The organism is Pseudooceanicola nanhaiensis, assembly GCF_020171315.1.
GTDB lineage: Bacteria > Pseudomonadota > Alphaproteobacteria > Rhodobacterales > Rhodobacteraceae > Pseudooceanicola > Pseudooceanicola nanhaiensis_A.
In genome coordinates this window covers 38434-61914 of sequence record NZ_JAIUZP010000002.1, presented here as the reverse complement: position 1 = coordinate 61914, position 23481 = coordinate 38434, and the positions used below count along the sequence as shown (strand labels likewise).

The window sequence follows — 23481 nt, the reverse complement described above, 5'->3', positions numbered from 1 at the left end:
GCAGCGACGGATGACAGGAGACTGACATAAAGAACAAACTGTCTGACCTGAACAACCACCTCTTCGCACAGATGGAGCGCCTCTCGGTCGACGACATGAGCGCCGAGCAGCTGGAGATCGAAGTGAAGCGCGCCGACGCCATGGTGTCGATCGCAAACCCGATCACGGGGAATGCGGACCTTCAACTGAAGACGGCAAAACTTTTCGCCGAGTACGGCAACAACGTGCTGCCCATGCTCCCGGAGATCGGAGGCAAGGCGGAATGAAGGGCCGCCATCATGAGGCTGGAGGCGCCCAATGAACGCACCGCGAAAGGAAGCGCGCTAAGATGGCCCGCCGTGAAAAGCTTGCAGTGACGGAGAAAGAGGCGGCGTTCATGCTGTCCCTTGCTCTGACTGAGTTCATGCAATTGGTGGATGCCGGCGCCCTCCCGCGACCTGTACACCTGACACCCAAAATCAAGCGCTGGCCGGTCGACACCCTGCGCGCAGCCCTGACCGGCGCGAACGTCAACGACGGAGACGAATTCGAAACATGAAACGCCCCGACCTGCCCTACCTCGAGTTCAAGACCGTCAAGGGGCGGCAGTACATCTATTTTCGGAAAGGCAAGTTTCGACACCGCCTGCCGGACAATCCAGACAGCGAGGAGTTCTCGATCGAATATTGGTCGGCGCGGAATGGAAAGCGGAGCGCACCAGCCAAGACGACGTGGAATGCGCTGATCATCAGCTACTACTCCAGCCCCGCGTTCAAGATGCTGTCAAAGGGATCGCGGGCGAACTACCGAAGGCATTGCGAAGCAATCCGGGAAAAGAACGGCGACAAGGACATGCGCACCTTCCGCCGGAAGCACGCGCTCGCGGCGCGGGATGCGCTGCAGGATACCTGGTCGAAGGCCAATGAGCGCGTCGCCATCCTTTCCGTACTCTGTCGCCACGCTGTGGATCTCGAATGGATCGAGCGCAACCCGGTGATAGGCATCGAGAAACTGTCGGGCGGCGAATACGAGCCCTGGCCAGAGGCCAAACTTCGCGCCTATGAGAATGCGGCCGCAGATCACGATATCGCGCGCACCGCTTACGAGCTTGGGATCGGCACAGGCCAGCGCCTCGGCGATTGCGTCAAGATGATGTGGGTCGACTTCGACGGCGAGTTCATGGCTGTGGCGCAGGAGAAAACCGGCGAGAAGGTCTGGGTTTACTGCCCCGCTCGCCTACGCGAATACCTCAGGGCGCTGCCAAAGCGCGGCGCCTACATCATGGCGAAGAACCTTACCCAGCCACTCGGCAAGCGCCAGGTGCAGGCGGCGGTGGAGACCGTCAGAGAAAAGATCGGCGTGATGCGCGGCGCGCAGCGCCTTGTGCCCCATGGTTGGCGCTACACAGCAGCAGTGCAATTGGCCGAGGCAGGCTGTAGTGACGCACAGATCCAAGCGGTGACCGGGCACCGAACCCTCGCCATGGTGCAGAAGTATCGCGCCAGAGCTGACCAGAAGCGGCAATCGAAGCTCGCTCAGCAGATGCGAGATTCTTGAGGTGAGAACGGAACAAGCACGGAACAGGAAAGTGCGAAACAAAATGCGAAACGCCGCGCGCCGCGCGCCGCCATACCAACCAAGAATGTCTAAAAATTATTTCTTATCAATATGGTGCGGGTGAAGGGACTCGAACCCCCACGCCAAAGGCGCCAGAACCTAAATCTGGTGCGTCTACCAATTCCGCCACACCCGCATACGCCTGCTCCGGCGCTCGCGCTGTCTAGCAAAGCGCCGCGGCGGAGGCGAGAGGAAATCGCATCCCACCTCCGCCCGGTCCACGGAGCCGATCCGGCATCAATAATTTGTTAAGGGCCGGATTGTATCCAGATGGGACATGACTTCATGGCCATCACGAGGCAGCACCGCGACACCATCCCCCGACCGCCCCAGGCAAACCCGTTAGAAATGGGGGGCTGCCCCGGGATTTTCTGGAATTGCGCCCATTTCTGCCGTAATCTGGCGGCAATAATGAGGCAGTGACAACACGGGAAGAGCGCATGAAACCGAAAACGGTACAGCGCGCAGACGGCTTGCAGGCCGTCTCTGGCAGCGATGACTCTCAGATAGAATCGGACCCCGCGGGGCTGATCGCGGGGACGCTTGTCCTGACGATGGACGGTGAGCTTCCGGTGGAGTTCCTCTCGCCCGGCGACCGGATCATCAGCCGCGATTTCGGCATGTCGGTGATCACCTCGATGCGTGTCCGCAAGGTGACGGCGCGCGCGGTGAAGATCGCGGCGGGCTCTCTCGGCCACACCCGCCCGGAAGAAGACACGCTGCTGCCCGCCGGGCAGAAGCTGCTGGTGCGCGACTGGCGCGCCGAAACGCTCTATGGCCGCAAGCAGGCGGCGATTCCGGCTGCGCGGCTCGTGGACGGGCACTACGTCACCGATGCCGGCGAGACGGAGATGCGCCTTTACGAACTGCGGTTCGAGCGGGAGCAGACGATCTATGCCGGCGGGATGGAAATTCTGGCGTCGTCCGAAGCCAAGGCCGATCTCTCGGCCTGAACCGGATCAAAGGACTTGCTTGTGACAGGCCGCCGGGCATGCCCGGCGGCCCCTTTGTTTTCCACGACCGGCTACGTGCTCGCATCCCGAGCACGCCTGCGATGACGGCGGCGCGCCTGTGCAGCGCAGCCTATACTATCTATACTATATAAGTGCCCCTCGCACGAAACCGGCCTCAGGCGAGCAGTGCCTTCAGGACACCCGGCAGGGCCTCGGGCAGGTCCTCCGCGATCAATCCGGGGCCGAGGGCACGGCCGCATTCCACATGAAGCCAGGCCGCCGTCGTCGCGGCCGCCGCCGGGGCCATCCCACGGGCGAGCAGCCCGAGCGCGAGGCCCGCCAGCACATCGCCCGACCCGGCGGTCGCAAGGTCCGGCGCCGCACGGTCGTAGCAGGCATCGCTGAGCCAGACCCCGCCCCCCGGCGCCGCGATCACTGTCGCGGGCCCCTTCAGCAGCACCACGGCGCCGCAGCGCTCTGCCGCGGCCTCAGCCACATCGCGGGCCGACACCGCCGGGCCAGAGGTGGCAGGCTCCGTCAACTGCGCGGCGAGGTCGGGGAACATCCGGCGGAACTCGCCAAGGTGCGGGGTCAGCAGGCAGCCCTCGTGCAGCCGCGCGGCGAGTGCCGCATCCCGGGACAGCAGCGTCAGCGCATCCGCGTCGAGCACGAGCGGCCCGCCCCAGTCCAGCGCCGCCGCGACCAGCCCCGCCTCCCGCGCGCCGAGCCCCAGCCCCGGGCCAAGGCCGAGGGCACGAATCCGGCGGTCCTGCAGCCAGTCCGTCAGCGCCGCCCCATCGCGCAGCGCGTGCAGCATGACAGCATCGAGCCGCGCGGCATTCTCGATCAGCGCCGCGGGCGGCGGGGCCAGCGTCACCAACCCGGCCCCGACCCGCAGCGCGGCCCGCGCCGCCATCCGCGCGGCCCCGCCATGGCCGACGCCGCCCGCCAGCATAACCGCATGCCCATGGTCGAACTTGGCCCCCTGCCGCTTGGACAGCGCCTCAGTGTCCGGTTCGGCCAGCGGCAAAGCGCCGGGCACCGCGCCCTGCGGCAGCCCGATGTCCGCCACCTCGAGCCGGCCGCACAAGGCTGGCCCCTCGCCCAGGAAATGGCCCTGCTTGGCGGCGTGGAAACTGACCGTCAGATCGGCCCGCACCGCCTGCCCCAGCACCCGCCCGCTGTCGGCGCAGAGCCCCGAGGGAATGTCGACGGCCACGACGCGAGCGCCCCGCAGCCCAGCGACAAGATCGGCGGCGGTGCCAGACAGCGGGCGCGCAAGACCGGTGCCGAACAGCGCATCCACCACGAGATCCGGCCGTTTTTCCGGCGCGGGCGCCTCCAACGGCAGGATCGCCCCCAGCGGACGCCAGAGCGCCGCCATCCGCGCCGCATCGGGCGGCAGGCGCGTGACGTCGCCGAGCAGCCGCAGCCGGACCGACCAGCCGCGCTCGGCCAGACGCCGCGCGATGACGAAGCCGTCTCCGCCGTTGTTGCCGGGCCCGCAGAGCACCTCAGCACGGTGCGTGCCGGTGGCAAGCTCCGGCCAGGCCCGCAGGCAGGCCCCGACCACGGCGCGCCCTGCCCTCTCCATCAGCCGGGCACCGGTCACGCGGCCGCTGTCGATCTCTGTCCGCTCCAGCTGACGCATCTGTGCGCCGGTCAGCAGCCCCCCGGGAAAGCCGTTCATTTTCCGCCTAACTTTTGATCAAATGCGCCCAAGATTTGCGCTGCAAAAATTCGCGTCAAGCTCTCTTGTCGCCGCCTCCACATTAGTCAATTGTGGCGGTTAGACGAAAGTGGTCTGACGACCTCCGGTGGACATGTGAGGAGCTCCAGCCATGAAAAAGATCGAAGCGATCATCAAGCCGTTCAAGCTGGATGAAGTCAAAGAGGCTCTGCAGGACGTCGGTGTGCAGGGTCTGTCCGTGATCGAGGTCAAGGGCTTTGGCCGCCAGAAGGGGCACACCGAACTCTACCGCGGCGCCGAATATGTCGTGGACTTCCTCCCCAAGGTCAAGATCGAGGTCGTGCTGGACGACGATCAGGTCGACGGCGCGATCGAGGCGATCGTTGATGCCGCCAAGACCGAGAAAATCGGCGATGGCAAAATCTTCGTCAGCACTGTCGAACAGGCCATCCGTATCCGTACCGGTGAATCCGGCTCGGACGCACTGTAAGAAATTCTTCTCTAAAACGAAGGGATCAAGGGAATGAGCAAGGACGCAGTTCTCAAGCTTATCAAGGATGAGGACATCGAATACGTCGATATCCGCTTCACCGACCCGCGCGGCAAGCTGCAGCACGTGACGGTCGTCGCCGATCTGGTCGACGAAGACTTCCTCGAAGAAGGCTTCATGTTCGACGGTTCGTCGATCGCAGGCTGGAAGTCGATCGAAGCTTCGGACATGAAGCTGATGCCCGACACCGAAAGCGTGTACGTGGACCCCTTCTATGCAGAAAAGACCATCTGCATCCATTGCTCGATCGTCGAGCCCGACACCAACGAAGCCTACGAGCGCGACCCCCGGTCGACCGCGATGAAGGCCGAAGCCTACCTGAAGTCCTCGGGCATCGGTGACTCGGCGTTCATGGGCCCGGAAGCTGAATTCTTCCTGTTCGACAACGTCAAATACGCCGTTGCGATCAACAAGGTCTCCTTCGAAGTCGACGCGCTCGACGCATCGTGGAACACCGACACCTCCTACGAGATGGGCAACACCGGCCACCGTCCGGGCGTCAAGGGCGGCTACTTCCCGGTCAACCCGATCGACGACGCTCAGGACATCCGTGCCGAAATGCTCTCGACCATGAAGCGCATGGGCATGAAGGTCGACAAGCACCACCACGAAGTGGCGTCCTGCCAGCACGAACTGGGCCTGATCTTCGGCACGCTGACCAAGCAAGCCGACGAGATCCAGAAGTACAAGTACGTCATCCACAACGTGGCCCAGGCCTACGGCAAGTCGGCAACCTTCATGCCGAAGCCGATCAAGGGCGACAACGGCTCCGGCATGCACGTGAACATGTCGATCTGGAAGGACGGCAAGCCGCTCTTCGCAGGTGACAAGTACGCTGACCTCTCGGACGAAGCGCTGTACTACATCGGCGGTATCCTGAAGCACGCGAAAGCGCTGAACGCCTTCACGAACCCCGGCACCAACTCCTACAAGCGTCTGATCCCCGGCTTCGAAGCCCCCGTTCTGCGCGCCTACTCGGCCCGCAACCGCTCGGGCTGCGTCCGTATTCCGTGGACCGAGTCGCCCAAGGCGAAACGTGTGGAAGCCCGCTTCCCCGATCCTTCCGCAAACCCCTACCTCTGCTTCGCAGCCCTGCTCATGGCTGGCCTCGACGGGATCAAGAACAAGATCCACCCCGGCGAAGCCATGGACAAGAACCTGTACGACCTGCCGCCCGAAGAGCTGGCCGACATCCCGACCGTCTGCGGCTCGCTGCGTGAAGCACTCGACGAACTGCAGAAGGACATGGACTTCCTGCTGGCCGGCGACGTGTTCACCAAGGACCAGATCGAAGGCTACATCGCCCTCAAGATGGAAGAGCTGGAACTGTACGAGCACACCCCGCACCCCGCGGAATACGCTCTCTACTACTCCTGCTGATCCGCTTTACGGCGATCAACGGATCGGGGCGCCCACCATCGGGCGCCCCTTTTCTTTTGCCCCGGATTGACCGGTGCCTGCGCGATTGACCGGATTTCGAAGGACCCGCCGCCCCATGCCAAGCGGGCCGCGTGGCAGATTCGGCTATACCCTGCCAAGCTGGCAACCAAATCCGGCAGGAAACGGCTGAAACGCTGACACAAAGCTGTTTCAGCCTGTATCCACCCCGCCTCGAATCGAGAAACTTGTTTCCCCAGACCATCAAATCGACAGGATTCGGGGCAGAGTGTTTCCATGACGCAGGGGAATACTGTGGAAAAGCACGGGAGGATGACGCGAGAATGCTTCAGATCACCCGCCTACTTTGTGGCTACCTGACGCTATATAGCACCACAACCTCAGGCAAATAAAAGGCAATTAAGGCGCACCTGCCTTATTCGTTCGAAGTGCCCCCACGTCAAAATGAAATTATTGACGCGAGACGGCGTAAATCTGGCGAAACGCCACGGGACTGCCGCATTTCGGTCAAAATCACTAAAAAACTGGCCAAATTATTCCGTTTTCTCCCGACAAATATGGAGCATCAAAAAACAAAGGTTCGGGAAAAATGCCCTACAACATGATCAAACACCAAGCGGGCCTCATCTTCACGGATGAAACCTCTGTGCTGGTCAGTGACCTGGCCGAGCCCGTGCAAACGACCCTTGAAGCCTTCGGTCAGGACGCTGTCGCGCCCGTCGAGTTCGACGAAACGGGTCTGCGCCTCCGCGGTCGCAGCCTGGACGTTGAACTTCGGGTCTACGACGCGCCGCAGACGGATGCAGAAGCCCAGAAGCTGATGCCCGCCGCCGAGGTCCGGACGCTGGACAAGGATACCCGCGACGCGGTCGCGCATCCCTCCTGCTGGATCCAGGTGACCATCGCCGCCCACACTTCCGACGACATGATGCACCCCGAGACGCCCAAGGCGGTTCTCGCCGAGGTCCTGCACATGATCGTTGCCGAAACCGGCGCACAATACGTGCAGTGGCTGGACCGCGACGTGGTGCTCAGCGCCAAGCGCTTCCAGTCCGCCTTCACCCCGATTTGCTACCAGCGTCAAGCTGCGTCGCTGGAGGCCGCACAGGCTTCCCTGCACGCCGGCGCTGCGGCGATGGCATCGGCACCGGCCATGGGGGCCGCCATTGCAATGGATGATGGCCGTGCCGTGCCTCGCCGGGTTCGTCCGGCGGCGCGCAACCGCGCCCGGGACGTCTTCCCCGCGATCAACTCGACCGAGAAGGCGCTGGATACCCGGCTCTCGGCGATGCGCGAGAAGACCGATCCGGAGATGTCCCGCCTGCTGAACACCAGCAACTGGGGCCTGCACCAGCGTCAGCTGGAAACCCAGGACCCGTCGCTGGAAACCCTGGCCGCCGTGTTCCGCGAGGACATGGAGCCCGAGGACGGTATCGAGGCCGAACGCGGCCCGCTGGATGCGCGTCTGGCCGCCTGGGCCATGAACGGGGCCGTGGCCGTGTTCTCGCCGCCGATGGCCGCCGCGCTCTTCACCTACAACGTCCTGCGCAAGGAGGATTTCCGCCTCAATGCCCAGGCCATGGGACTGACCGGTCTCTTCGCAGCCCTCGGCGTCTCGTCCAGCGCTGTCGCGGAAACCATCTCGCTGCTGCCCTTCTGACCTGACTGTCCCTTCCGGGTCCGCAGGCCCGCAGCCACAAGGCCCCGGCGCACCGCCCCCACGGTGCGCCGGGGTTTTGCGTTCCCGTCTCTCACAGTCCCGTTTGTCGTCATCCCGGCGCTGCCCTGCCGGCTGCGCCCTACTCTGCCGCTTCGGCGCGGCGCAGGATGAAGGTATGGATGCCAAAGACCACGGCCCGCGTCTGCGGCAGGCGGCGCATGGTCTGGCGCTCGGACCGGATGTAGGTCTGCGGCGCCTTGGAATAATTCGCATAGTCTTTCCGGCTCTCGCTCTGCGGCTGGTAGAGCGAGGGATTGCCGTGGTGCAGATAGTTGTAGCGCCAGAGCGGCTTGCCCACCTGCACCCCGTCAAAGAGACGCTGCACCCGCTTGGCGATGTTCTCGTCATAGACCGCGACAGGCTTGTGGATGCGGATCATCGGGTGCAGGAACTTCTCGGCCAGCGTCCAGCTTGCCGGGAAGCAGAGCACGGCCCCGGTGAGGACGTGTTCCTCCTCGTCCGGCGCCTTCTCCAGCAGGCAGAAGTCCTCCTGCACCAGAAGGCCGAGCGTGCCCATCGGGTCGGCCCGGTCGATCGTCACCGCGACACCGTCGGGCCGGGTCATCACCTCGCCCGTGCGGGAGTAGCCGGGATCGCCCTTCAGGAAATCCAACACCAGCTCCAGCAATTCGTCCGCCGCGGGGCGCGCCCGGTCGGAGAGCCGCAGCACGTCGTCGCGCCGGGTGGAGAGCAGCTCTTCCCGCAGTGCCATCTGGCCGGCAAAGGCCTCGTCACGCAGCAGCCATTGCGCCTCGTCCAGCGGACGGGTGCCGGGCAGCCGGTGGGCCGGATCGATCTCGTAGGGCAGTCGGGTCTGGAGAATCTCTTGCATGGTCCTGATTAGGCCGCGCCCGGCCATCCCGCCTATGGGAAAAACGCCGCAGCAGCGCCGCGACGTGGCGGCGCGGGCAGCGTGCCGGGGATTTTGGCAGGGAACTATCGGCCGGGAGTTTCCGGCCGCAAGCCACCCGGCAGGGTGATCGCTGCTGCGGACAGCGCGGGCGACACTGACCGGGGCCTGCGCCCGCACGACCCCCACCGGTGGGATCACCCGGACAACAGCCTCACATCGGGCTGTAGAGGCTTTCCATCCAGTAGCCCTTGCGCGGCCCGCTCACCCGCCACTCTGCCCGCCAATAGGGCCAGCCGGTGAAATCATAGACCACCTCGTAACGGTCGGGATCGCAGTAATGCGTGGCCTCGGCCCAGCCTCCGGCCGGATCGAAGTCGTGGAACGCGCGCCCGTCGGCAAAGCGCACCGCGATCCCGCGTCCGCCCGCGCCCCAGAGATAGCGCCGCTCGGCCTTCAGCGCGGGGGCCTGCCCCATCTGCAGCGTGCCGCTCTCCTCGACGACAAGACCGGCCCCCTCCGGGCGGAAGTCGACATGCCCCGTGAACCGCCCGTCCGGGCCGACGGCGTTCTCGATCCGCCGCTCCAGCCGCCACCGCCCCTCGAAGTCCGCCAGACCGCGCATTCCTGCCTTCCCTTGCTCAAAACTGCACCCGGCGTTAAAGACCGCGCGAACCCGTGTAAAGGAGCGTCCGCCGATGATCCCCCGCTATTCCCGTCCCGACATGGTCGCCATCTGGGAACCCGCCACCAAGTTCCGCATCTGGTACGAGATCGAGGCCCATGCCTGCGATGCCATGGCCGACCTCGGGGTGATCCCCAAGGAGAACGCCGAGGCCGTCTGGAAGGCCAAGGACGTCGAGTTCGACGTGGCCCGCATCGACGAGATCGAAGCCGTCACCAAGCATGACGTGATCGCCTTCCTGACCCACCTGGCCGAACACGTCGGCTCGGAAGAGGCGCGCTTCGTCCACCAGGGCATGACCTCGTCGGACGTGCTGGACACCTGCCTGAACGTGCAGCTGGTCCGCGCCGCGGATATCCTGCTGGCCGACATGGACAAGGTGCTGGCCGCGCTCAAGACCCGCGCCTTCGAGCACAAGATGACCGTGCGCGTCGGCCGCTCTCACGGCATCCACGCAGAGCCCACCACCATGGGCCTGACCTTCGCCCGCTTCTACGCCGAGATGGACCGCAACAAGGCCCGCCTGCAGGCCGCCCGTGCAGAGATCGCCACCGGCGCGATCTCGGGCGCTGTCGGCACCTTCGCCAACATCGACCCGCGCGTGGAAGAGCATGTCTGCGCCCAGCTGGGCCTTGAGCCCGAGCCGATCAGCACGCAGGTGATCCCGCGCGATCGCCACGCGATGTTCTTCGCCACCCTCGGCGTGATCGCCTCCTCGATCGAGAACGTGGCGATCGAGATCCGCCACATGCAGCGCACCGAGGTTCTGGAAGGCGCCGAGTTCTTCTCGATGGGCCAGAAGGGCTCCTCGGCGATGCCGCACAAGAAGAACCCGGTTCTGACCGAGAACCTGACCGGTCTGGCCCGCCTCGTGCGCATGGCCGTGATCCCGGCGATGGAGAACGTGGCGCTCTGGCACGAGCGCGACATCTCGCACTCCTCGGTTGAACGCGGCATCGGCCCGGATGCGACGATCACGCTGGACTTCGCCCTGAACCGTCTGGCAGGCGTCGTCGAGAAGATGCTGATCTTCCCGGAGAACATGCTCGACAACATGAACAAATTCCCCGGCCTCGTGATGTCGCAGCGCGTACTGCTGGCCCTGACGCAGGCCGGTGTGTCGCGCGAGGACGCCTATTCCATGGTGCAGCGCAACGCCCTGAAGGTCTGGGAAGAGCGCCTCGACTTCCGCGAGCTGCTGCTGGCGGACGAAGAGGTCGTGAAGGCGCTTGGCGTCGACCAGATCAACGAGAAGTTCGACATGGGCTATCATACGAAGCACGTGGACACGATCTTCAAGCGGGTCTTCGGCGAAAGCTGATCCGGCTGATATCGCAGGATCGGGGGCGGTTGCGCAGGCAGCCGCCCCTTTTTCATGCGCATCGCCCGCGGCGGGGCGTCCAAGAATTTTCGAAAATTCTTGGCAAAATTCTTCGAAGAATTTTGGGCGCCAGGTCTCTGCGGCCCACAACGTCCAGACCGGCCCTTCCAGATCAGACCGCAGGTGTCGAAGGCGCAAACCCTGCCGTGCGAGGCGCATGGCAGAGGTGAAAGTGACGCTAGGTCATGGTAGGGTGGCTCCAGCAACCAGAGGAGATGCGCCATGCCGACCCGAGTGATCCTTGCCGTCCTGCTGACCCTTGCCAGCGGCAGCGCCGCGCTTGCCACCTGCGACTATGAGCACCAGAAGCAGGCCCAGAGCTGTTCCGAAGGCTACGTCTGGGACGGCACCCAGGGCGCCTGCGTGCAGAAAGTCACCGGCTGAGTTCAGTCTTTCTTCATGCCCCCGCCGCTATCCTCGCCCGGATGGACACGGACCAAGCGGTGAGGCGTGAATGGGCAACCTGACACCGATCGGCGGAGCGACCGCACCCGCCGGTCTGACTCGCCGCCACAAGGCGGCGATCATCGTGCGGCTCTTGCTCACGGAAGGGGCCGACCTGCCCCTGACCGACCTGCCGGAGGAGATGCAGGCCGATCTGACGCGGCTCATGGGCACCATGCGCCACGTGGACCGCGACACGCTGACCGGCGTGATCGAGGAATTCGCGGAGGAGTTGGACCGCCTCGGCCTGACCTTCCCGCGCGGCGTCGCCGATGCGCTCTCGGCGCTGGATGGGCGGATCAGCCCGCACACCGCGGCACGGCTGCGCAAGGAAGCGGGCGTGCGGCAGACCGGCGATCCCTGGGAACGCCTGCGCGCGATGGAGGCCAAGGCCCTGCTGCCCCTGCTGGAGGAGGAGAGCATGGAGGTCGCCGCCGTCATGCTCTCCAAGCTCGATACCGCCAAGGCAGCAGCACTGCTGGGCATGCTGCCGGGCACTCGCGCCAGGCGCATCACCTACGCGGTCTCCCAGACCACCGGTATCACGCCCGAGGCCGTGGACAGGATCGGCCTGTCCCTGGCGACGCAGATCGACCAGCAACCGGGCCGCGTCTTCGAGAAGGGCCCGGTGGAACGGGTCGGCGCGATCCTGAACCAATCCACCGCCGCCACCCGGGACGAGGTCCTGGGCGGGCTGGAGGAGGAGGACGCCGATTTTGCCGATCAGGTGCGCAAGGCGATCTTCACCTTCCTGAACATTCCAAGCCGGATCGCGCCCCGGGACGTGCCCAAGGTGGTGCGCGGCGTCGATCAGATGGCGCTCGTCACCGCGATCGCCGCCGCGCAGGACAACGCGGAGGCCGAGAAATCGGCGGAGTTCATCCTCGCCAACATGTCCGCCCGCATGGCGGACCAGTTGCGCGAGGAGGCCAAGGAGATGGGCAAGGTGAAACCCCGCGACGCCGAGGAAGCGATGAACAACGTCGTCTCTGTCATCCGCGAGATGGAAGGCGCGGGCGAGATCCTCCTGCTCGCGGATGAGGAAGAAGAGGAGGGTTAGGCACGGCCCAAAGGCGCGCCCTGTCCGGTCCCGGCGCGCAATGAACAGCACGGCGCGGCCTGCCCGATCCCGCCCGATCCGGCCTCCGCCCCACCCGGATGCTTGTCCTTGCGGGGGTGCGGGTCTATGTCAGGCGCACCCTTCGGCGCCGCACCGCGCCCGGAGGCCGCTTGTCGTACGAGGATCGGATCGCATCATGGCCGCCAAACAACTGACACCGCTGCGCAAGGTCGGCCAGTTCGTCGTGAACCTCCCCTTCGAGGGGCTGATCCGCCTCGCCCAACTGCTGCCCTACGAGACCCGCGTGCCGCTGGTCGGCTGGATCACCAGCCGCGTCTTCGCACCGCTGGCGGGCTACAACCGGCGCATCCGCGCGAACCTCGCCCTCGTCTGGCCCGACCTGCCCGAGGCGGAGGTGAAACGCCTCCTGCGCGAGGTCCCCGACAACGCGGGGCGCACCCTGGCAGAGCTCTATTCCACCGAGGAATTCAAGGAGCGCCTCGCCAAGCTGCCGCTGGAGGGCGACGGGGTGCAGCAGATGATCGCAGCCCAGGCCGCCGGGCGTCCGATCATCATGGTCGGCGGCCACTTCGGCAATTACGACGCCATGCGCGGCCTGCTGATCCAGCGCTACGAGAGGGTGGGCGCGCTCTACCGGCCGCAGAACAACATCTACTTCAACCGGCACTACGCCGAGCGGATGAACGCCATGGCGCAGCCGCTCTTCCCGCGCGGGCGGCGCGGGCTGGCGGAGATGGTGAAGTTCCTGCGCAGCGGCCACATGGTGGGCCTGCTGATCGATCAATACGTCAGCAATGGCACGGATCTGACCTTCTTCGGCCGCAAGGCCCGCACGACCCTGTCCGCGGCGGAAATGGCCCTGAAGTACGATGCGCTGATGATCCCCTTCCACGCGGTGCGCAAGCCGGACGGGCTGACGTTCCAGATGATCGTCGAAGCCCCGATCCCCCACAGCGACGCAGTGACCATGAGCCAGGAGTTCAACGACCGACTGGAAGTGATGGTCCGCAAGCACCCCGGCCAGTGGCTCTGGGTGCATCGTCGCTGGAAGGTCAAGCCGGAGTAATCCGCGTCATGCGGACTGTCCCTGCGCGGTGTCGATTGCGCCGTCAGACCGGTGCCGGACCACATGCGCACCCTAGTCCCGGTGGAACGGCGCCAGAGCCGCAGAGCGGCCCGTCAGCGGATCACCTTGGCGATGGAGGGGCTGCGTCACCGCAGGTGGGCGTGGCCGCCCCTGCCCCTCTCAGCGCCCCCTCAACGCAGGCGCGCGGCGGCGACGATCTGGCCCGGACCGGCCTTCTGCATCAGCACGACCACCGGAGCCTCGCCTTCGATCGGCAGGGTCTCATCGAGGGTCGAACTGCCGTCCCATTCGCCGACGACCTTCCATTCGGTCACGACGTTCGAATAGGTCAGCGTCTTGCCCGCGTTCTCGCCGCGCTTCACCTTCACCGATTGCTCGGGACTGTAGCGCACCATGACCACCTGCACGGGCCCCAGTGCCGCTCCGTCCACGGGGCGAGCCTGCAGGCGCAGGCTGGTTGCCCCCTGACGCGCGATCTGCAGCACGGCACTGTAGGGCGTGCTGCGGTGGCTGCGGATCAGGTCGGCCACGTCCATCGGGTGATTGCCCATCACCTCGTCCACGCCGCCGATGATCATCTGGGGCGTATAGACCGCGCGGCGACCGGCCTCGCGGGCATAGGCCTTCTGACGGCGGGTGAAGGCATGGCTGCCGAAGGTGTCCTCCCAGCCGATGTAATCCCAGTAGTCCACGTGCAGGGCGAGGGCGATGACATCGTCACGCTCGGCCAGCATGGTCAGGAAACTGTCGGCGGGCGGGCAGTAGGAGCAGCCCTGCGAGGTGAAGAGTTCCACCACCACGGGCTTGTCCCCCGGCAGCGAGAACCCCGAGCCCGTCGCGTCCCCCAACTGGGCCGCTGCACCGGGTGCGCCGTTTGCACTCTGGTCGGGCGCAGAGGCCGAGGCAGTGGCCGTTCCGGTGCCGCCTGCCCCCTGTCCGGCCGCACCGTCCTGTCCGCCGGGTCCCGATTGCGCAGAGACAGCCCCCGCAGCACAGGCCAACATTCCGGACATGATCAGGCCGATCGCGGCCCCGCGGCGCCACAGTAACATGCGACTGGAACTCCCCATTTCTACCCACCCGTGAATACCTAGAGGGCCTTTGCAGCGCCAATCAAGGTTTCGAGAAGTGCCAGTGACCATCCTGTGGCCCTGTGACGCCACTTTCCCGGTCAGATTGTGCCTTCCTTTGCGGAACCAAGGGCGGCGCTGTGCGTTATCTGGTCATGCCCCCGGCGCGCGCCGCTCTGCGCGGCTCCGGCGCGGCCGAAACCGGGCCATGCCGCACAGCCTTCGGGCTGCCCGCGCCGCCCTCCTACAGCCCTCATCATGAAAGCTTTCCCGGAGAGGGTTGAAACTGTGTGCAATGGTATACATTTCAGGCAAGACCATTGATCGTGCCCTGCTCTTGGGGCACAACCAGCCGTAGCAACACCCCTTGTTTAACCTCAGAGGGAGGCCAATCATGCCCATCGTCGTTGGAAATGATACCGGTAAGACGCGCAAGACGCTGTCTGTCGGCGGAAAATCCTTTGCCTATTACTCCATCCCCGCGGCCGAAGCGGCCGGGCTCGGCGAGTTCTCCAAACTCCCCGCCGCGCTGAAGGTGGTGCTGGAGAACATGCTCCGCTTCGAAGACGGCAAGACCGTCTCGGTGGATGACATCAAGGCCTTCTCGGACTGGGGCAAGAACGGCGGTCAGAACCCGCAGGAGATCGCCTACCGCCCGGCCCGCGTGCTGATGCAGGATTTCACCGGCGTGCCCGCCGTGGTCGACCTTGCCGCCATGCGTGACGGCATCCTCGGCCTTGGCGGCGACGCCAAGAAGATCAACCCGCTGGTACCCGTCGACCTCGTGATCGACCACTCGGTCATGATCGACGAATTCGGCAACCCGCGCGCGTTCCAGATGAACGTGGACCGCGAGTACGAACGCAACATGGAGCGTTACCAGTTCCTGAAATGGGGCCAGACCGCGTTTGAGAACTTCCGCGTCGTGCCCCCGGGGACCGGCATCTGCCACCAGGTGAACCTCGAATACCTCGCCCAGACCGTCTGGACCGACAAAGACCAGAACGGTGAAGAGGTCGCCTACCCCGACACGCTCGTCGGCACCGACAGCCACACCACCATGGTGAACGGCGCGGCCGTCCTTGGCTGGGGCGTGGGCGGTATCGAGGCCGAGGCCGCGATGCTGGGTCAGCCGATCTCGATGCTGATCCCCGAAGTGGTCGGCTTCAAGCTGACCGGCGCGATGGTCGAAGGCACCACCGGCACCGACCTCGTGCTGAAGGTCGTGGAAATGCTCCGCAAGCATGGAGTGGTCGGCAAGTTCGTCGAATTCTACGGTGAGGGCCTCGACAACCTGCCGCTGGCACAGCGCGCCACGATCGCCAACATGGCGCCCGAATACGGTGCCACCTGCGGCTTCTTCCCGATCGACGCGGAGACCCTGCGCTACCTCGAACAGACCGGCCGCGACAAGGACCGGATCGCCCTCGTGGAAGCCTACGCCAAGGAGAACGGCTTCTGGCGGGATGCGGATTACGATCCGATCTACTCCTCGACGCTGCACCTCGACATGGGCACCATCGTGCCGGCCATCTCGGGCCCGAAACGTCCGCAGGATTACCTCGCACTCGACACCGCCGCCGGGGCCTTCGAGAAGGTCGTGGCCGAGTTCCGTGGCACCGACGTCTCGGACGAAGCGCAGGAAATGGCCGACGAGGGCCCTGCCCCGACCCTGACCAAGCCGCTGATCAAGACGGCCCCGGTCGAAGGGGAAGAGTACCAGCTGAACGACGGTTCGGTCGTGATCGCCTCGATCACCTCCTGCACGAACACGTCGAACCCCTACGTGCTGATCGGTGCGGGCCTCGTGGCGCGCAAGGCCCGCGCGCTTGGCCTGAACCGCAAGCCCTGGGTGAAAACCTCGCTGGCGCCGGGTTCGCAGGTCGTGACCCAGTACCTTGAGGCCGCGGGCCTGCAGGAAGACCTCGACGCCGTGGGCTTCAACCTCGTGGGCTATGGCTGCACCACCTGCATCGGCAACTCCGGCCCGCTCCAGCCCGAGATCTCCAAGGCGATCAACGACAATGACCTGATCGCCACCTCGGTCCTGTCGGGCAACCGGAACTTCGAAGGCCGGATCAGCCCCGACGTGCGGGCGAACTACCTCGCCTCGCCGCCGCTGGTCGTGGCCTATGCGCTGGCCGGTGACATGAACATCGACATCGCCAACGATCCGATCGCCCAGACCCCGGACGGCAAGGACGTCTTCCTCAAGGACATCTGGCCGACCGACGCCGAGATCGCCGAACTGGTCGAGAAGGTCGTCACCCGCGAGGCCTTCCTCTCCAAGTACGCCGATGTCTTCAAGGGCGACGAGAAATGGCGCGGCGTCGAAGTCTCGGGCGGGGAAACCTACGACTGGCCCGCGTCCTCGACCTACATCCAGAACCCGCCCTACTTCAAAGACATGGGCAAGGAGGCCGGGACGATCAGCAACATCGAGGGTGCCAAGGTTCTGGCCATCCTCGGCGACATGATCACCACCGACCACATCTCGCCCGCGGGGTCGTTCAAGGACACCACCCCGGCCGGGAAGTATCTGCTGGAACGTCAGGTGCCGGTGCGGGAGTTCAACTCCTACGGGTCGCGTCGCGGTAACCACGAAGTCATGATGCGTGGCACCTTCGCCAACATCCGCATCAAGAACGAGATGCTGGACGGCGTCGAGGGCGGCTACACGCTGTCCCCCTCGGGCGAACAGACCTCGATCTACGACGCCTCGATGGAATATCAGGACGCCGGCACCCCGCTGGTGATCTTCGCCGGTGAGCAATACGGCGCGGGGTCCTCCCGTGACTGGGCCGCGAAGGGCACCGCCCTGCTGGGCGTGAAGGCCGTGATCGCCGAGAGCTTCGAGCGGATCCACCGCTCCAACCTCGTCGGGATGGGCGTCATTCCCTTCGAGTTCACCGGCGGCGACACCCGCAAGTCTCTGGGCCTGAAGGGCGACGAGACGATCGCGATTTCCGGCCTCGACACGATCAAGCCGCTGCAGGAGGTGCCCTGCACCATCACCTATGCCGACGGCACGGTGAAGGAGATCGCGATCAAGTGCCGGATCGATACGGCGATCGAGATCGAATACATCGAACACGGCGGCGTGCTGCACTACGTTCTGCGCAACCTCGCGGCTTCCTGATCCGTCAGGCGCTGTGACAGAGATCGGAAAGGGCTCCTTCGGGGGCCCTTTTCCTTTGCGCGCATCAGGACAGGACGCGACCTCTGCGGCAGAATTGAGCAGCATGCGTCGGAACCGCCGCCCGCGCGCCCCGATCCGCAGATTGGCGGGAACCTGCCGGGCGACTGGCGGTTGGCCCTGCAGGAGGTACAGCCATGAGTGATATTCTCACCCCCATTCAAGCCATCGTCTCCAGCCCGTGGTTCCTCGGCATCTGGTTGGCGCTGATGCTGCCGTCGCTGGCCATCGTGATCCGCGATCTGACCACGAAGAACGCCCACCTCATGTCGCTGATGAAGGTCGTCTGGGTCCTGACGGTGCTCTACTCCGGGCCGCTCGGCCTGCTGATCTACTGGCGCACCGGGCGCAAGGAGATCCCCGACGACGCACCGTGGCGGCGGGCCTTCCGTTCGGTCGCGCATTGCTACTCGGGCTGCGGCCTGGGGGAGATCATCGGCGTGCTGATCGCCGTCGGGCTGTTCTCGGCCGGGAACATCCAGACCGCGCTCGTGACCTTCGCCTTGGCCTATACCATCGGCTTCGCGCTCGGCTTCGGGCCGCTGCTGCAGGATGGCGTCGCCCCCTGGCAGGCCTTCAAGGACACCTTCCGGGCCGAGACCCCCTCGATCATGGTGATGGAGATCGTGGCGATCAGCGTGGACCTGCTGCTGGCCGGTAACGCCGGCATGGGCGAGGTGATCTTCTGGTCGTCGCTGGTGGTTTCGCTGACGCTGGGGCTGGTGGCCGCCTACCCGGTCAACCTCACCCTGATCAAGGCAGGCGTGAAGGAGGGCATGATGGACCCGCGGATGACGGATCATTCCCACCACAAGGAGGCGGAGGCCGATCCGATGCATCCGCGCTATCACCCGGGCCACGCCTGAGGCGGGCCGCAGGAGATCAAACAGGCGGGCTCAGTTCCCGCGGGCCTTCTCGATGGCGGGGCGGATCGTGTCCTCGATCACCCGCTGGGTGATGGGGCCCGCGAAGCGGGTGACGATCGTCCCCTCGCCGTCGATGACATAGGTTTCGGGCACGCCGTAGAGGCCCCAGTTGATCGCCATGCGGCCCTGTTTGTCGGCCCCAACGGCGCTATAGGGATTGCCCAGTTCCTCAAGGAAGCCGAGCGCCTTGTCGGGCTGGTCCTTGTAGTTCACGCCGAGGATCGTCACGCCCTCCTGCGCAAGCGTGGTGAGGTTGGGGTGTTCCACCCGGCAGGGCGCGCACCAGCTGGCCCAGTAGTTCACCAGCGTCACCTCGCCCGAACGCAGATCCTCATCGCTGAAGCCCGGCAGGGCGCCGAGGCTTTCCAGCACCACTGGCGGCGCCGTGCGCCCCGCCAGCGCCGTCGGCAGCTGGTCCGGATCGTCGCGCTGCATCCCGATGTAGAACATGGCGGCCAGCCCGGCAAAGATCACCGGGGGCATCAGCATCAGCGGCTTGATCTTCATTGCGGGGTCCCTTCGCTGCGGCGGGCCTCGACGGCGGCCAGCTGGGCCTTCACCCGGCGGGCACGCCAGAGCGAGGCCGCCACCAGCACCACGATCAGCCCCAGCGAGGCGCCATAGGCCGACAGCACGGCGCCCGCGTATTTTCCAAGGTCGGGCATCATCCCAGACGCTCCCGTGCAAGAAGGGCCCGCATCCGGCGGGCGCGGATCTCGGTCCGGGTCCGCAGCAGGACGAGGGCAAGGAAGAGCAGGATGAACCCCGCCATGCAGACCAGCAGCGGATACCAAAAGATGTCCGCGATGTTCTCCTGCTTGTCCATGGAGAGCGTCGCGCCCTGGTGCAGGCCCTGGTTCCAGAAGTTCACCGCATAGCGCGAGAGCAGCGCAAAGACCGAGCCCACAAGGCAAAGCACCGAGGTCAGGTCGGCGGCGGTGTCGTCGTTCTCGATCGCGGCCCAGAGGGCCATGTAGCCGAGGTAGAAGAGGAAGAGGATCAGGAAGGAGGTCAGCCGCGGGTCCCAGGCCCACCACGTGCCCCACATCGGCTGGCCCCAGATCGCCCCGGTGATCAGCGCGATCAGCGTCATCGTGGCCCCCACGGGTGCCGCGGCGCGGGCCGCAAGGGCGCTGACGTGGTGACGCCGCACGATCCAGATCAGCGAGGCCGCCAGCATCATCAGCCAGCCGTTGATCGCCATCAGCGCGGACGGCACATGCAGGTAGATGATCTTGACGGTGGAACCCTGCCGGTAATCCTCGGGCGTGAAGAAGAAGCCCCAGATCAGCCCGCCCACCAGACAGAGCACGGCCGCCGCAGTCACCCACGGCAGCACCACGTCGGTCGTGCGGATGAACTTCCGCGGGTTGGCGTATTCCCAGATCGAGGCCATGGTCTTCCCTTAGCTTTGCCCCCTCGCAGGGGCCAATCACATTAGCGCAGGTTCACCCGCAATACCGCAGCAGAGGCGAAAGGCAACAGCGCGATACTGCCGCAGGTGATCCCTGCCAGCAGCAGCAGCGGTGCCTCGACCGCCAGCCCCTGCGCGCCGCGCCGGGCCACTTCCGCCCCGAAGATCAGCGTCGGCACGTAGAGCGGCAGCACGAGCAGCGAGAGCAGCAGCCCGCCCCGTTTCAGCCCCACGGTCAGCGCCGCGCCGAAGGTGCCGAGGACAGAAAGCGCCGGCGTCCCGATGGCGAGCGACAGGACGAGCCAGAGGTAGCCCTCCCCCGGCAGCGACATCAGCAGCCCGAAGAGCGGCGCGGCCAGCACCAGCGGCAGGCCGGTGGTCAGCCAGTGGGCGAGCGCCTTGAGGGTGACGATCGCCTCCATCGGCAGGGGTGCGGTCGCCATGAGGTCAAGCGTGCCGTCCTCCCAATCGAGCGCGAAGATCCGGTCGAGCGACAGCAGGCAGGCCAGCAGCGCCCCCAGCCACAGGATGCCCGGCGCGATCCGCGCCAGGAGCCCGGTTTCCGGCCCCACGGCGAAGGGCACCAGCACGGTGACGATCAGGAAGAAGGCAAGGCCAAGGCCAAAGCCCCCGCCCGCGCGCAACGCCAGCTTCAGGTCGCGGATCAGCAGGGCGATCACAGGAAGGCCTCGTCGAAATCATCCTCGCCGCGCAGGGGTGCGCGGGCCTTGAAGGGGGTCACGTCCAGCACCTGCGCGTCGAGCCCGAGGTCGATATGCGTGGCGATCAGCGCCATGCCCCCGCCCGCAAGGTGCCGCTGCACCGCCTGCGCGAAAAGCGCGACAGAGGCCACGTCGAGCGAGACGGTCGGTTCGTCCAGCACCCAGATCGGCCGCCCCGTCACCATCAGCCGCGCCAGCCCGAGGCGCCGCTTCTGCCCGGCGGAAAGCCCGCCCGCGGGCCGGTCCGTCAGCTTGGTCAGGTCGAAACCCTCCAGCGCCGGGGTGATGTCGCCGGTGCCGTAGATCGCGGCCCAGAAGCGGAGGTTCTCCTCGACGCTCAGGGTGGCCTTGATCCCGTCGGCATGGGCGGCATAGGCGATCAGCTCGCGGTCGGCCGAGATCTCGCCCGCCAGCGGCGGTTGCAGCCCGGCGATGGTGCGCAGCAGGGTCGTCTTGCCGATGCCGTTGGGCCCGCGCAGGATCAACGCCTCCCCGGCGGCGAGGGAGAAGCTCAGCCCCCTCAGGACGGGGATGCCACCACGGGCAATGGCAAGATCGGTGATCGTCAGTGACATAGGGGTTGATTAGACGAAAGCAGGCTGTCGCAAAAGCGGTTAAGCGCCGGTCAGACCGGCAGCAATGCCGCAGCCACCCGGCGCGCCTCGGAGAGGAGGACGTTGAAGGTGCGGCAGGCGGAGGGACTGCTCATCGCCTCGACACCAAGGCCCGCGGCGCGCAACTCCGTCACGAGGTCGGCGGGCGCATGGGCGATGTCCGCCCCCATGCCGAGGAAGATCACGTCCACCTGCCCCGCAAGGTCCAGAAGCGCCTGCCGGTCGTCGAACCCCGCCCAAGCCTCCACGCTGTCAGCGGTGACGAGGCAGGGGCCGTGGATGACCTCTCCGCCCACGCGGAAGAAACCGGGGCCGTAGCCGTCGATCGGGCGGGCCTTGCCATAGTCGATTTCGTTCAGACGCATCGGGGTCTCCTCATTCAAAGATCGGCAGGCCGACGACGGCGGCAAGCGCGATGGTGGTATAGGCGATCCCGCGGAAGAGCTTCTCCCGCCCGGGGCGGAACAGCGCCTGCCCGGCCAGCGAGCCCAGCACGAAGGGCACCGCCAGCACGGCCGAGAGCCAGAGCGCCTGCGCCGTCACCAGCTGGTTGATCCAGAGCATCGCGATGATACCCACGTCGATCAAGCCGAGGAAGAGGATCGTGTTGGCCCGCACCGAGGCCGCAGCCGCCGCCCCGGCGAGGTAGAAGAGGATCACCGGCGGACCGGCCAGCCCGGTGGAGCCGCCCAGCAGACCGGCGGCAAGGCCGAGGCCCACCAGAAGGCCCCTGCCCTGCGGCCCGGTGTAGCGCCAGCCCGAGACGAGCGCTGCCAGCGTCAGCGCCACGATCCCGCAAACGGCCCACCGCAGCAGCGCCTCGTCCACGAGGTTCAGAAGCCAGATGCCTGGCGTCATGGCGGCGATGGCAGCCACGCCCATCAGCAGCACTGCGCGCTTGTCCGCGTCACGCAGCGCGCGGGGCACCAGCGAGGGCACGGTCGTCAGATCGGTGAAGGACAGCACCACGATGGCCACGGGCAGCGGCAGCAGGTGGGTGGCGATGGGCATGAAGATCAGCGCGGTCCCGAAACCGGCGAAGCCGCGGACAAGGCCCGCGGCTCCCATAGCCAGGATCAGCCAGATGAGGCCCGGGCTGGCCAGTGCGGCGGCCAGCCCCGACGGGATCGTCTCAGGCATCGATGTCGGCAAACTTGTTGCCGGTGTTCTTGGGGCCGGACTTGGTCCAGTCCCGCTTCACGCCGAGGCGCAGCAGCAGGGCCGAGGCCACGAAGATCGAGGAGTAGGTCCCGACGATCACGCCCCAGGTCATCGCGAAGACGAAGCCCCGGATCACGTCGCCACCCAGCACCAGCAGGGCGATCAGCGCGATCAGCGTGGTACCCGAGGTCATCAGCGTCCGGCTCAGCGTCTCGTTGATCGAGAGGTTGAGCACGTCCTTCAGGGGCATCTGCTTGTACTTGCGCAGGTTCTCCCGCACCCGGTCGAAGACGACCACGGTATCGTTGAGCGAATAGCCCACGATGGTCAGCAGCGCCGCGATGATCGCAAGGTCAAAGCGGATGCCCACCTCCGAGAAGATGCCGATGGTCAGTGCCACGTCGTGGATCAGGGCCACCACGGCACCGACGGCGAACTGCCATTCGAAGCGCAGCCAGATGTAGACCAGCACCGCCGCGATGGCGAGGACGACGGCAATGGCCGCGGTCTTGATCAGCTCGCCCGAGACCTTGGGCCCGACGCTTTCGACCGAGACGAACTTGATGTCCGGCACCGCCGCCTGCAGCGCGCCCTCCACCGCGTTGATCAGGTCCTGCGAGACGGCTTCGGTGTCGTCCTGCGCCTGAATGCGGATCATCGCCACGTTCTGATCGGGGCGGAAGGTCGGATCGAAGATCTCGGTGATGGTCACGTCACCCAGATCCAGAGCCGCCACTGCATCGCGGTAGCCCGCGATATCGACGGGCTGCGCGCTTTCGGTCCGGATCGTGGTGCCGCCGCGGAAATCGATGCCGAAGTTCAGGCCCCGGATCGAGACCGAGACGAGCGCCAGCACGATCAGGAAGGCAGAGATGCCGAGCCAGATCTTGGAGGCCTTGAAGAAGTCGAACTTCGTGTCGTCGGGGATCAGCTTAAGGCGCAT

Annotated in this window: 25 protein-coding genes and 1 tRNA gene; 13 read left to right on the top strand and 13 right to left on the bottom strand. The window is 65.7% G+C overall.

The features are described from left to right. Nucleotides 1-71 precede the first annotated feature (71 nt). From LCM32_RS04900 to xerC, 3 genes are all read left to right on the top strand, one after another. Nucleotides 72-266, top strand: coding sequence for a hypothetical protein (locus LCM32_RS04900; RefSeq protein ID WP_224819950.1), 195 nt, complete (start codon nucleotides 72-74; stop codon nucleotides 264-266). 62 nt (nucleotides 267-328) lie between these two features. Continuing rightward, entirely contained in the window at nucleotides 329-538 is a 210-nt protein-coding gene (locus LCM32_RS04895; protein WP_224819949.1) for a helix-turn-helix transcriptional regulator, read from the top strand. After that, nucleotides 535-1536 carry a tyrosine recombinase XerC gene (gene xerC, locus LCM32_RS04890; protein WP_224819948.1) on the top strand — a complete coding sequence of 334 codons (1002 nt, stop codon included), beginning with the start codon at nucleotides 535-537 and terminating at the stop codon, nucleotides 1534-1536. Before LCM32_RS04895 ends, xerC begins: the two co-directional genes overlap by 4 nt. Before the next feature lie 112 nt (nucleotides 1537-1648). Here the strand turns inward: xerC and LCM32_RS04885 are convergent. Beyond that, a tRNA-Leu gene (locus LCM32_RS04885) sits at nucleotides 1649-1732 on the bottom strand. A 304-nt stretch (nucleotides 1733-2036) separates the two neighbouring features. Here LCM32_RS04885 and LCM32_RS04880 point away from each other — a divergent pair. Continuing rightward, a complete protein-coding gene (locus LCM32_RS04880; protein ID WP_224819947.1) occupies nucleotides 2037-2549 on the top strand; it encodes a Hint domain-containing protein in 513 nt (170 codons plus the stop codon). 175 nt (nucleotides 2550-2724) lie between these two features. Here LCM32_RS04880 and LCM32_RS04875 read toward each other — a convergent pair whose 3' ends face one another. Then, the gene (locus LCM32_RS04875; protein WP_224819946.1) at nucleotides 2725-4239 is read right to left on the bottom strand and encodes an NAD(P)H-hydrate dehydratase; all 1515 of its coding nucleotides are present in this window, start codon (nucleotides 4237-4239) and stop codon (nucleotides 2725-2727) included. Nucleotides 4240-4390: 151 nt separating this feature from the next. Between LCM32_RS04875 and LCM32_RS04870 the strand changes: the two genes are divergently transcribed. The 3 genes from LCM32_RS04870 to LCM32_RS04860 all read left to right on the top strand — a co-directional run bounded on the left by LCM32_RS04870 (nucleotide 4391) and on the right by LCM32_RS04860 (nucleotide 7847). Beyond that, a complete protein-coding gene (locus tag LCM32_RS04870; protein WP_222494766.1) occupies nucleotides 4391-4729 on the top strand; it encodes a P-II family nitrogen regulator in 339 nt (112 codons plus the stop codon). 33 nt (nucleotides 4730-4762) lie between these two features. Continuing rightward, nucleotides 4763-6169, top strand: coding sequence for a type I glutamate--ammonia ligase (gene glnA / locus LCM32_RS04865; RefSeq protein WP_224819945.1), 1407 nt, complete (start codon nucleotides 4763-4765; stop codon nucleotides 6167-6169). 619 nt (nucleotides 6170-6788) lie between these two features. Beyond that, a complete protein-coding gene (locus LCM32_RS04860) occupies nucleotides 6789-7847 on the top strand; it encodes a hypothetical protein (RefSeq protein ID WP_224819944.1) in 1059 nt (352 codons plus the stop codon). A 139-nt stretch (nucleotides 7848-7986) separates the two neighbouring features. Here LCM32_RS04860 and LCM32_RS04855 read toward each other — a convergent pair whose 3' ends face one another. Together LCM32_RS04855 and LCM32_RS04850 are read right to left on the bottom strand one after the other, a co-directional pair. Then, nucleotides 7987-8739, bottom strand: coding sequence for a heme-dependent oxidative N-demethylase family protein (locus LCM32_RS04855; protein WP_224819943.1), 753 nt, complete (start codon nucleotides 8737-8739; stop codon nucleotides 7987-7989). Nucleotides 8740-8971: 232 nt separating this feature from the next. Next, the gene (locus LCM32_RS04850; protein ID WP_224819942.1) at nucleotides 8972-9382 is read right to left on the bottom strand and encodes a DUF6314 family protein; all 411 of its coding nucleotides are present in this window, start codon (nucleotides 9380-9382) and stop codon (nucleotides 8972-8974) included. A 73-nt stretch (nucleotides 9383-9455) separates the two neighbouring features. Here LCM32_RS04850 and purB point away from each other — a divergent pair, with 73 nt between their 5' ends. From purB to LCM32_RS04830, 4 genes are all read left to right on the top strand, one after another. Beyond that, nucleotides 9456-10763: an adenylosuccinate lyase gene (gene purB / locus LCM32_RS04845; protein WP_224819941.1), complete on the top strand. Its 1308-nt coding sequence runs from the start codon at nucleotides 9456-9458 to the stop codon at nucleotides 10761-10763. Nucleotides 10764-11045: 282 nt separating this feature from the next. After that, the gene (locus LCM32_RS04840; protein ID WP_224819940.1) at nucleotides 11046-11207 is read left to right on the top strand and encodes a hypothetical protein; all 162 of its coding nucleotides are present in this window, start codon (nucleotides 11046-11048) and stop codon (nucleotides 11205-11207) included. A gap of 70 nt (nucleotides 11208-11277) precedes the next feature. Then, the gene (locus LCM32_RS04835) at nucleotides 11278-12327 is read left to right on the top strand and encodes a flagellar motor switch protein FliG (protein WP_224819939.1); all 1050 of its coding nucleotides are present in this window, start codon (nucleotides 11278-11280) and stop codon (nucleotides 12325-12327) included. A 196-nt stretch (nucleotides 12328-12523) separates the two neighbouring features. After that, nucleotides 12524-13414: a lysophospholipid acyltransferase family protein gene (locus LCM32_RS04830; protein ID WP_224819938.1), complete on the top strand. Its 891-nt coding sequence runs from the start codon at nucleotides 12524-12526 to the stop codon at nucleotides 13412-13414. Between the two features lie 191 nt (nucleotides 13415-13605). Here LCM32_RS04830 and LCM32_RS04825 read toward each other — a convergent pair whose 3' ends face one another. Further along, entirely contained in the window at nucleotides 13606-14283 is a 678-nt protein-coding gene (locus LCM32_RS04825; protein ID WP_224819937.1) for a DUF1223 domain-containing protein, read from the bottom strand. A gap of 616 nt (nucleotides 14284-14899) precedes the next feature. Here LCM32_RS04825 and acnA point away from each other — a divergent pair. Together acnA and LCM32_RS04815 are read left to right on the top strand one after the other, a co-directional pair. After that, nucleotides 14900-17644 (top strand): aconitate hydratase AcnA, encoded by a 2745-nt coding sequence (gene acnA / locus LCM32_RS04820; RefSeq protein WP_224819936.1) that lies wholly within the window; start codon nucleotides 14900-14902, stop codon nucleotides 17642-17644. Between the two features lie 194 nt (nucleotides 17645-17838). Beyond that, entirely contained in the window at nucleotides 17839-18567 is a 729-nt protein-coding gene (locus LCM32_RS04815; RefSeq protein ID WP_224819935.1) for a DUF4396 domain-containing protein, read from the top strand. A gap of 30 nt (nucleotides 18568-18597) precedes the next feature. Here the strand turns inward: LCM32_RS04815 and LCM32_RS04810 are convergent, their stop codons facing one another. Genes LCM32_RS04810 through secF form a run of 8 tightly spaced genes read right to left on the bottom strand, consistent with a single transcriptional unit; the run spans nucleotide 18598 to nucleotide 23481 of the window. Next, nucleotides 18598-19134 (bottom strand): DsbE family thiol:disulfide interchange protein, encoded by a 537-nt coding sequence (locus LCM32_RS04810; protein WP_224819934.1) that lies wholly within the window; start codon nucleotides 19132-19134, stop codon nucleotides 18598-18600. Next, entirely contained in the window at nucleotides 19131-19295 is a 165-nt protein-coding gene (gene ccmD / locus LCM32_RS04805; RefSeq protein WP_224819933.1) for a heme exporter protein CcmD, read from the bottom strand. Before ccmD ends, LCM32_RS04810 begins: the two co-directional genes overlap by 4 nt. Further along, a complete protein-coding gene (locus tag LCM32_RS04800; protein ID WP_224819932.1) occupies nucleotides 19292-20023 on the bottom strand; it encodes a heme ABC transporter permease in 732 nt (243 codons plus the stop codon). Before LCM32_RS04800 ends, ccmD begins: the two co-directional genes overlap by 4 nt. A gap of 41 nt (nucleotides 20024-20064) precedes the next feature. Then, complete coding sequence (gene ccmB, locus LCM32_RS04795; RefSeq protein WP_222494791.1) at nucleotides 20065-20721, bottom strand: heme exporter protein CcmB; 657 nt, start codon at nucleotides 20719-20721, stop codon at nucleotides 20065-20067. Continuing rightward, entirely contained in the window at nucleotides 20718-21338 is a 621-nt protein-coding gene (ccmA, locus tag LCM32_RS04790) for a heme ABC exporter ATP-binding protein CcmA (protein WP_224819931.1), read from the bottom strand. The genes ccmB and ccmA overlap by 4 nt, the downstream gene beginning before the upstream one ends. A gap of 50 nt (nucleotides 21339-21388) precedes the next feature. Beyond that, a complete protein-coding gene (locus LCM32_RS04785; RefSeq protein WP_224819930.1) occupies nucleotides 21389-21742 on the bottom strand; it encodes an Mth938-like domain-containing protein in 354 nt (117 codons plus the stop codon). A 10-nt stretch (nucleotides 21743-21752) separates the two neighbouring features. Next, nucleotides 21753-22517, bottom strand: coding sequence for a sulfite exporter TauE/SafE family protein (locus tag LCM32_RS04780; protein WP_224819929.1), 765 nt, complete (start codon nucleotides 22515-22517; stop codon nucleotides 21753-21755). Beyond that, entirely contained in the window at nucleotides 22510-23481 is a 972-nt protein-coding gene (gene secF / locus LCM32_RS04775) for a protein translocase subunit SecF (protein ID WP_224819928.1), read from the bottom strand. Before secF ends, LCM32_RS04780 begins: the two co-directional genes overlap by 8 nt.

Coding starts and splice junctions, on each gene's coding strand:
- LCM32_RS04900 (WP_224819950.1), top strand. CDS start 72: ATGGAGCGCCTCTCGGTCGACGACATGAGCGCCGAGCAGCTGGAGATC.
- LCM32_RS04895 (WP_224819949.1), top strand. CDS start 329: ATGGCCCGCCGTGAAAAGCTTGCAGTGACGGAGAAAGAGGCGGCGTTC.
- xerC (WP_224819948.1), top strand. CDS start 535: ATGAAACGCCCCGACCTGCCCTACCTCGAGTTCAAGACCGTCAAGGGG.
- LCM32_RS04880 (WP_224819947.1), top strand. CDS start 2,037: ATGAAACCGAAAACGGTACAGCGCGCAGACGGCTTGCAGGCCGTCTCT.
- LCM32_RS04875 (WP_224819946.1), bottom strand. CDS start 4,239: ATGAACGGCTTTCCCGGGGGGCTGCTGACCGGCGCACAGATGCGTCAG.
- LCM32_RS04870 (WP_222494766.1), top strand. CDS start 4,391: ATGAAAAAGATCGAAGCGATCATCAAGCCGTTCAAGCTGGATGAAGTC.
- glnA (WP_224819945.1), top strand. CDS start 4,763: ATGAGCAAGGACGCAGTTCTCAAGCTTATCAAGGATGAGGACATCGAA.
- LCM32_RS04860 (WP_224819944.1), top strand. CDS start 6,789: ATGATCAAACACCAAGCGGGCCTCATCTTCACGGATGAAACCTCTGTG.
- LCM32_RS04855 (WP_224819943.1), bottom strand. CDS start 8,739: ATGCAAGAGATTCTCCAGACCCGACTGCCCTACGAGATCGATCCGGCC.
- LCM32_RS04850 (WP_224819942.1), bottom strand. CDS start 9,382: ATGCGCGGTCTGGCGGACTTCGAGGGGCGGTGGCGGCTGGAGCGGCGG.
- purB (WP_224819941.1), top strand. CDS start 9,456: ATGATCCCCCGCTATTCCCGTCCCGACATGGTCGCCATCTGGGAACCC.
- LCM32_RS04840 (WP_224819940.1), top strand. CDS start 11,046: ATGCCGACCCGAGTGATCCTTGCCGTCCTGCTGACCCTTGCCAGCGGC.
- LCM32_RS04835 (WP_224819939.1), top strand. CDS start 11,278: ATGGGCAACCTGACACCGATCGGCGGAGCGACCGCACCCGCCGGTCTG.
- LCM32_RS04830 (WP_224819938.1), top strand. CDS start 12,524: ATGGCCGCCAAACAACTGACACCGCTGCGCAAGGTCGGCCAGTTCGTC.
- acnA (WP_224819936.1), top strand. CDS start 14,900: ATGCCCATCGTCGTTGGAAATGATACCGGTAAGACGCGCAAGACGCTG.
- LCM32_RS04815 (WP_224819935.1), top strand. CDS start 17,839: ATGAGTGATATTCTCACCCCCATTCAAGCCATCGTCTCCAGCCCGTGG.
- LCM32_RS04810 (WP_224819934.1), bottom strand. CDS start 19,134: ATGAAGATCAAGCCGCTGATGCTGATGCCCCCGGTGATCTTTGCCGGG.
- ccmD (WP_224819933.1), bottom strand. CDS start 19,295: ATGATGCCCGACCTTGGAAAATACGCGGGCGCCGTGCTGTCGGCCTAT.
- LCM32_RS04800 (WP_224819932.1), bottom strand. CDS start 20,023: ATGGCCTCGATCTGGGAATACGCCAACCCGCGGAAGTTCATCCGCACG.
- ccmA (WP_224819931.1), bottom strand. CDS start 21,338: ATGTCACTGACGATCACCGATCTTGCCATTGCCCGTGGTGGCATCCCC.
- LCM32_RS04785 (WP_224819930.1), bottom strand. CDS start 21,742: ATGCGTCTGAACGAAATCGACTATGGCAAGGCCCGCCCGATCGACGGC.
- LCM32_RS04780 (WP_224819929.1), bottom strand. CDS start 22,517: ATGCCTGAGACGATCCCGTCGGGGCTGGCCGCCGCACTGGCCAGCCCG.
- secF (WP_224819928.1), bottom strand. CDS start 23,481: ATGCGCCTTAAGCTGATCCCCGACGACACGAAGTTCGACTTCTTCAAG.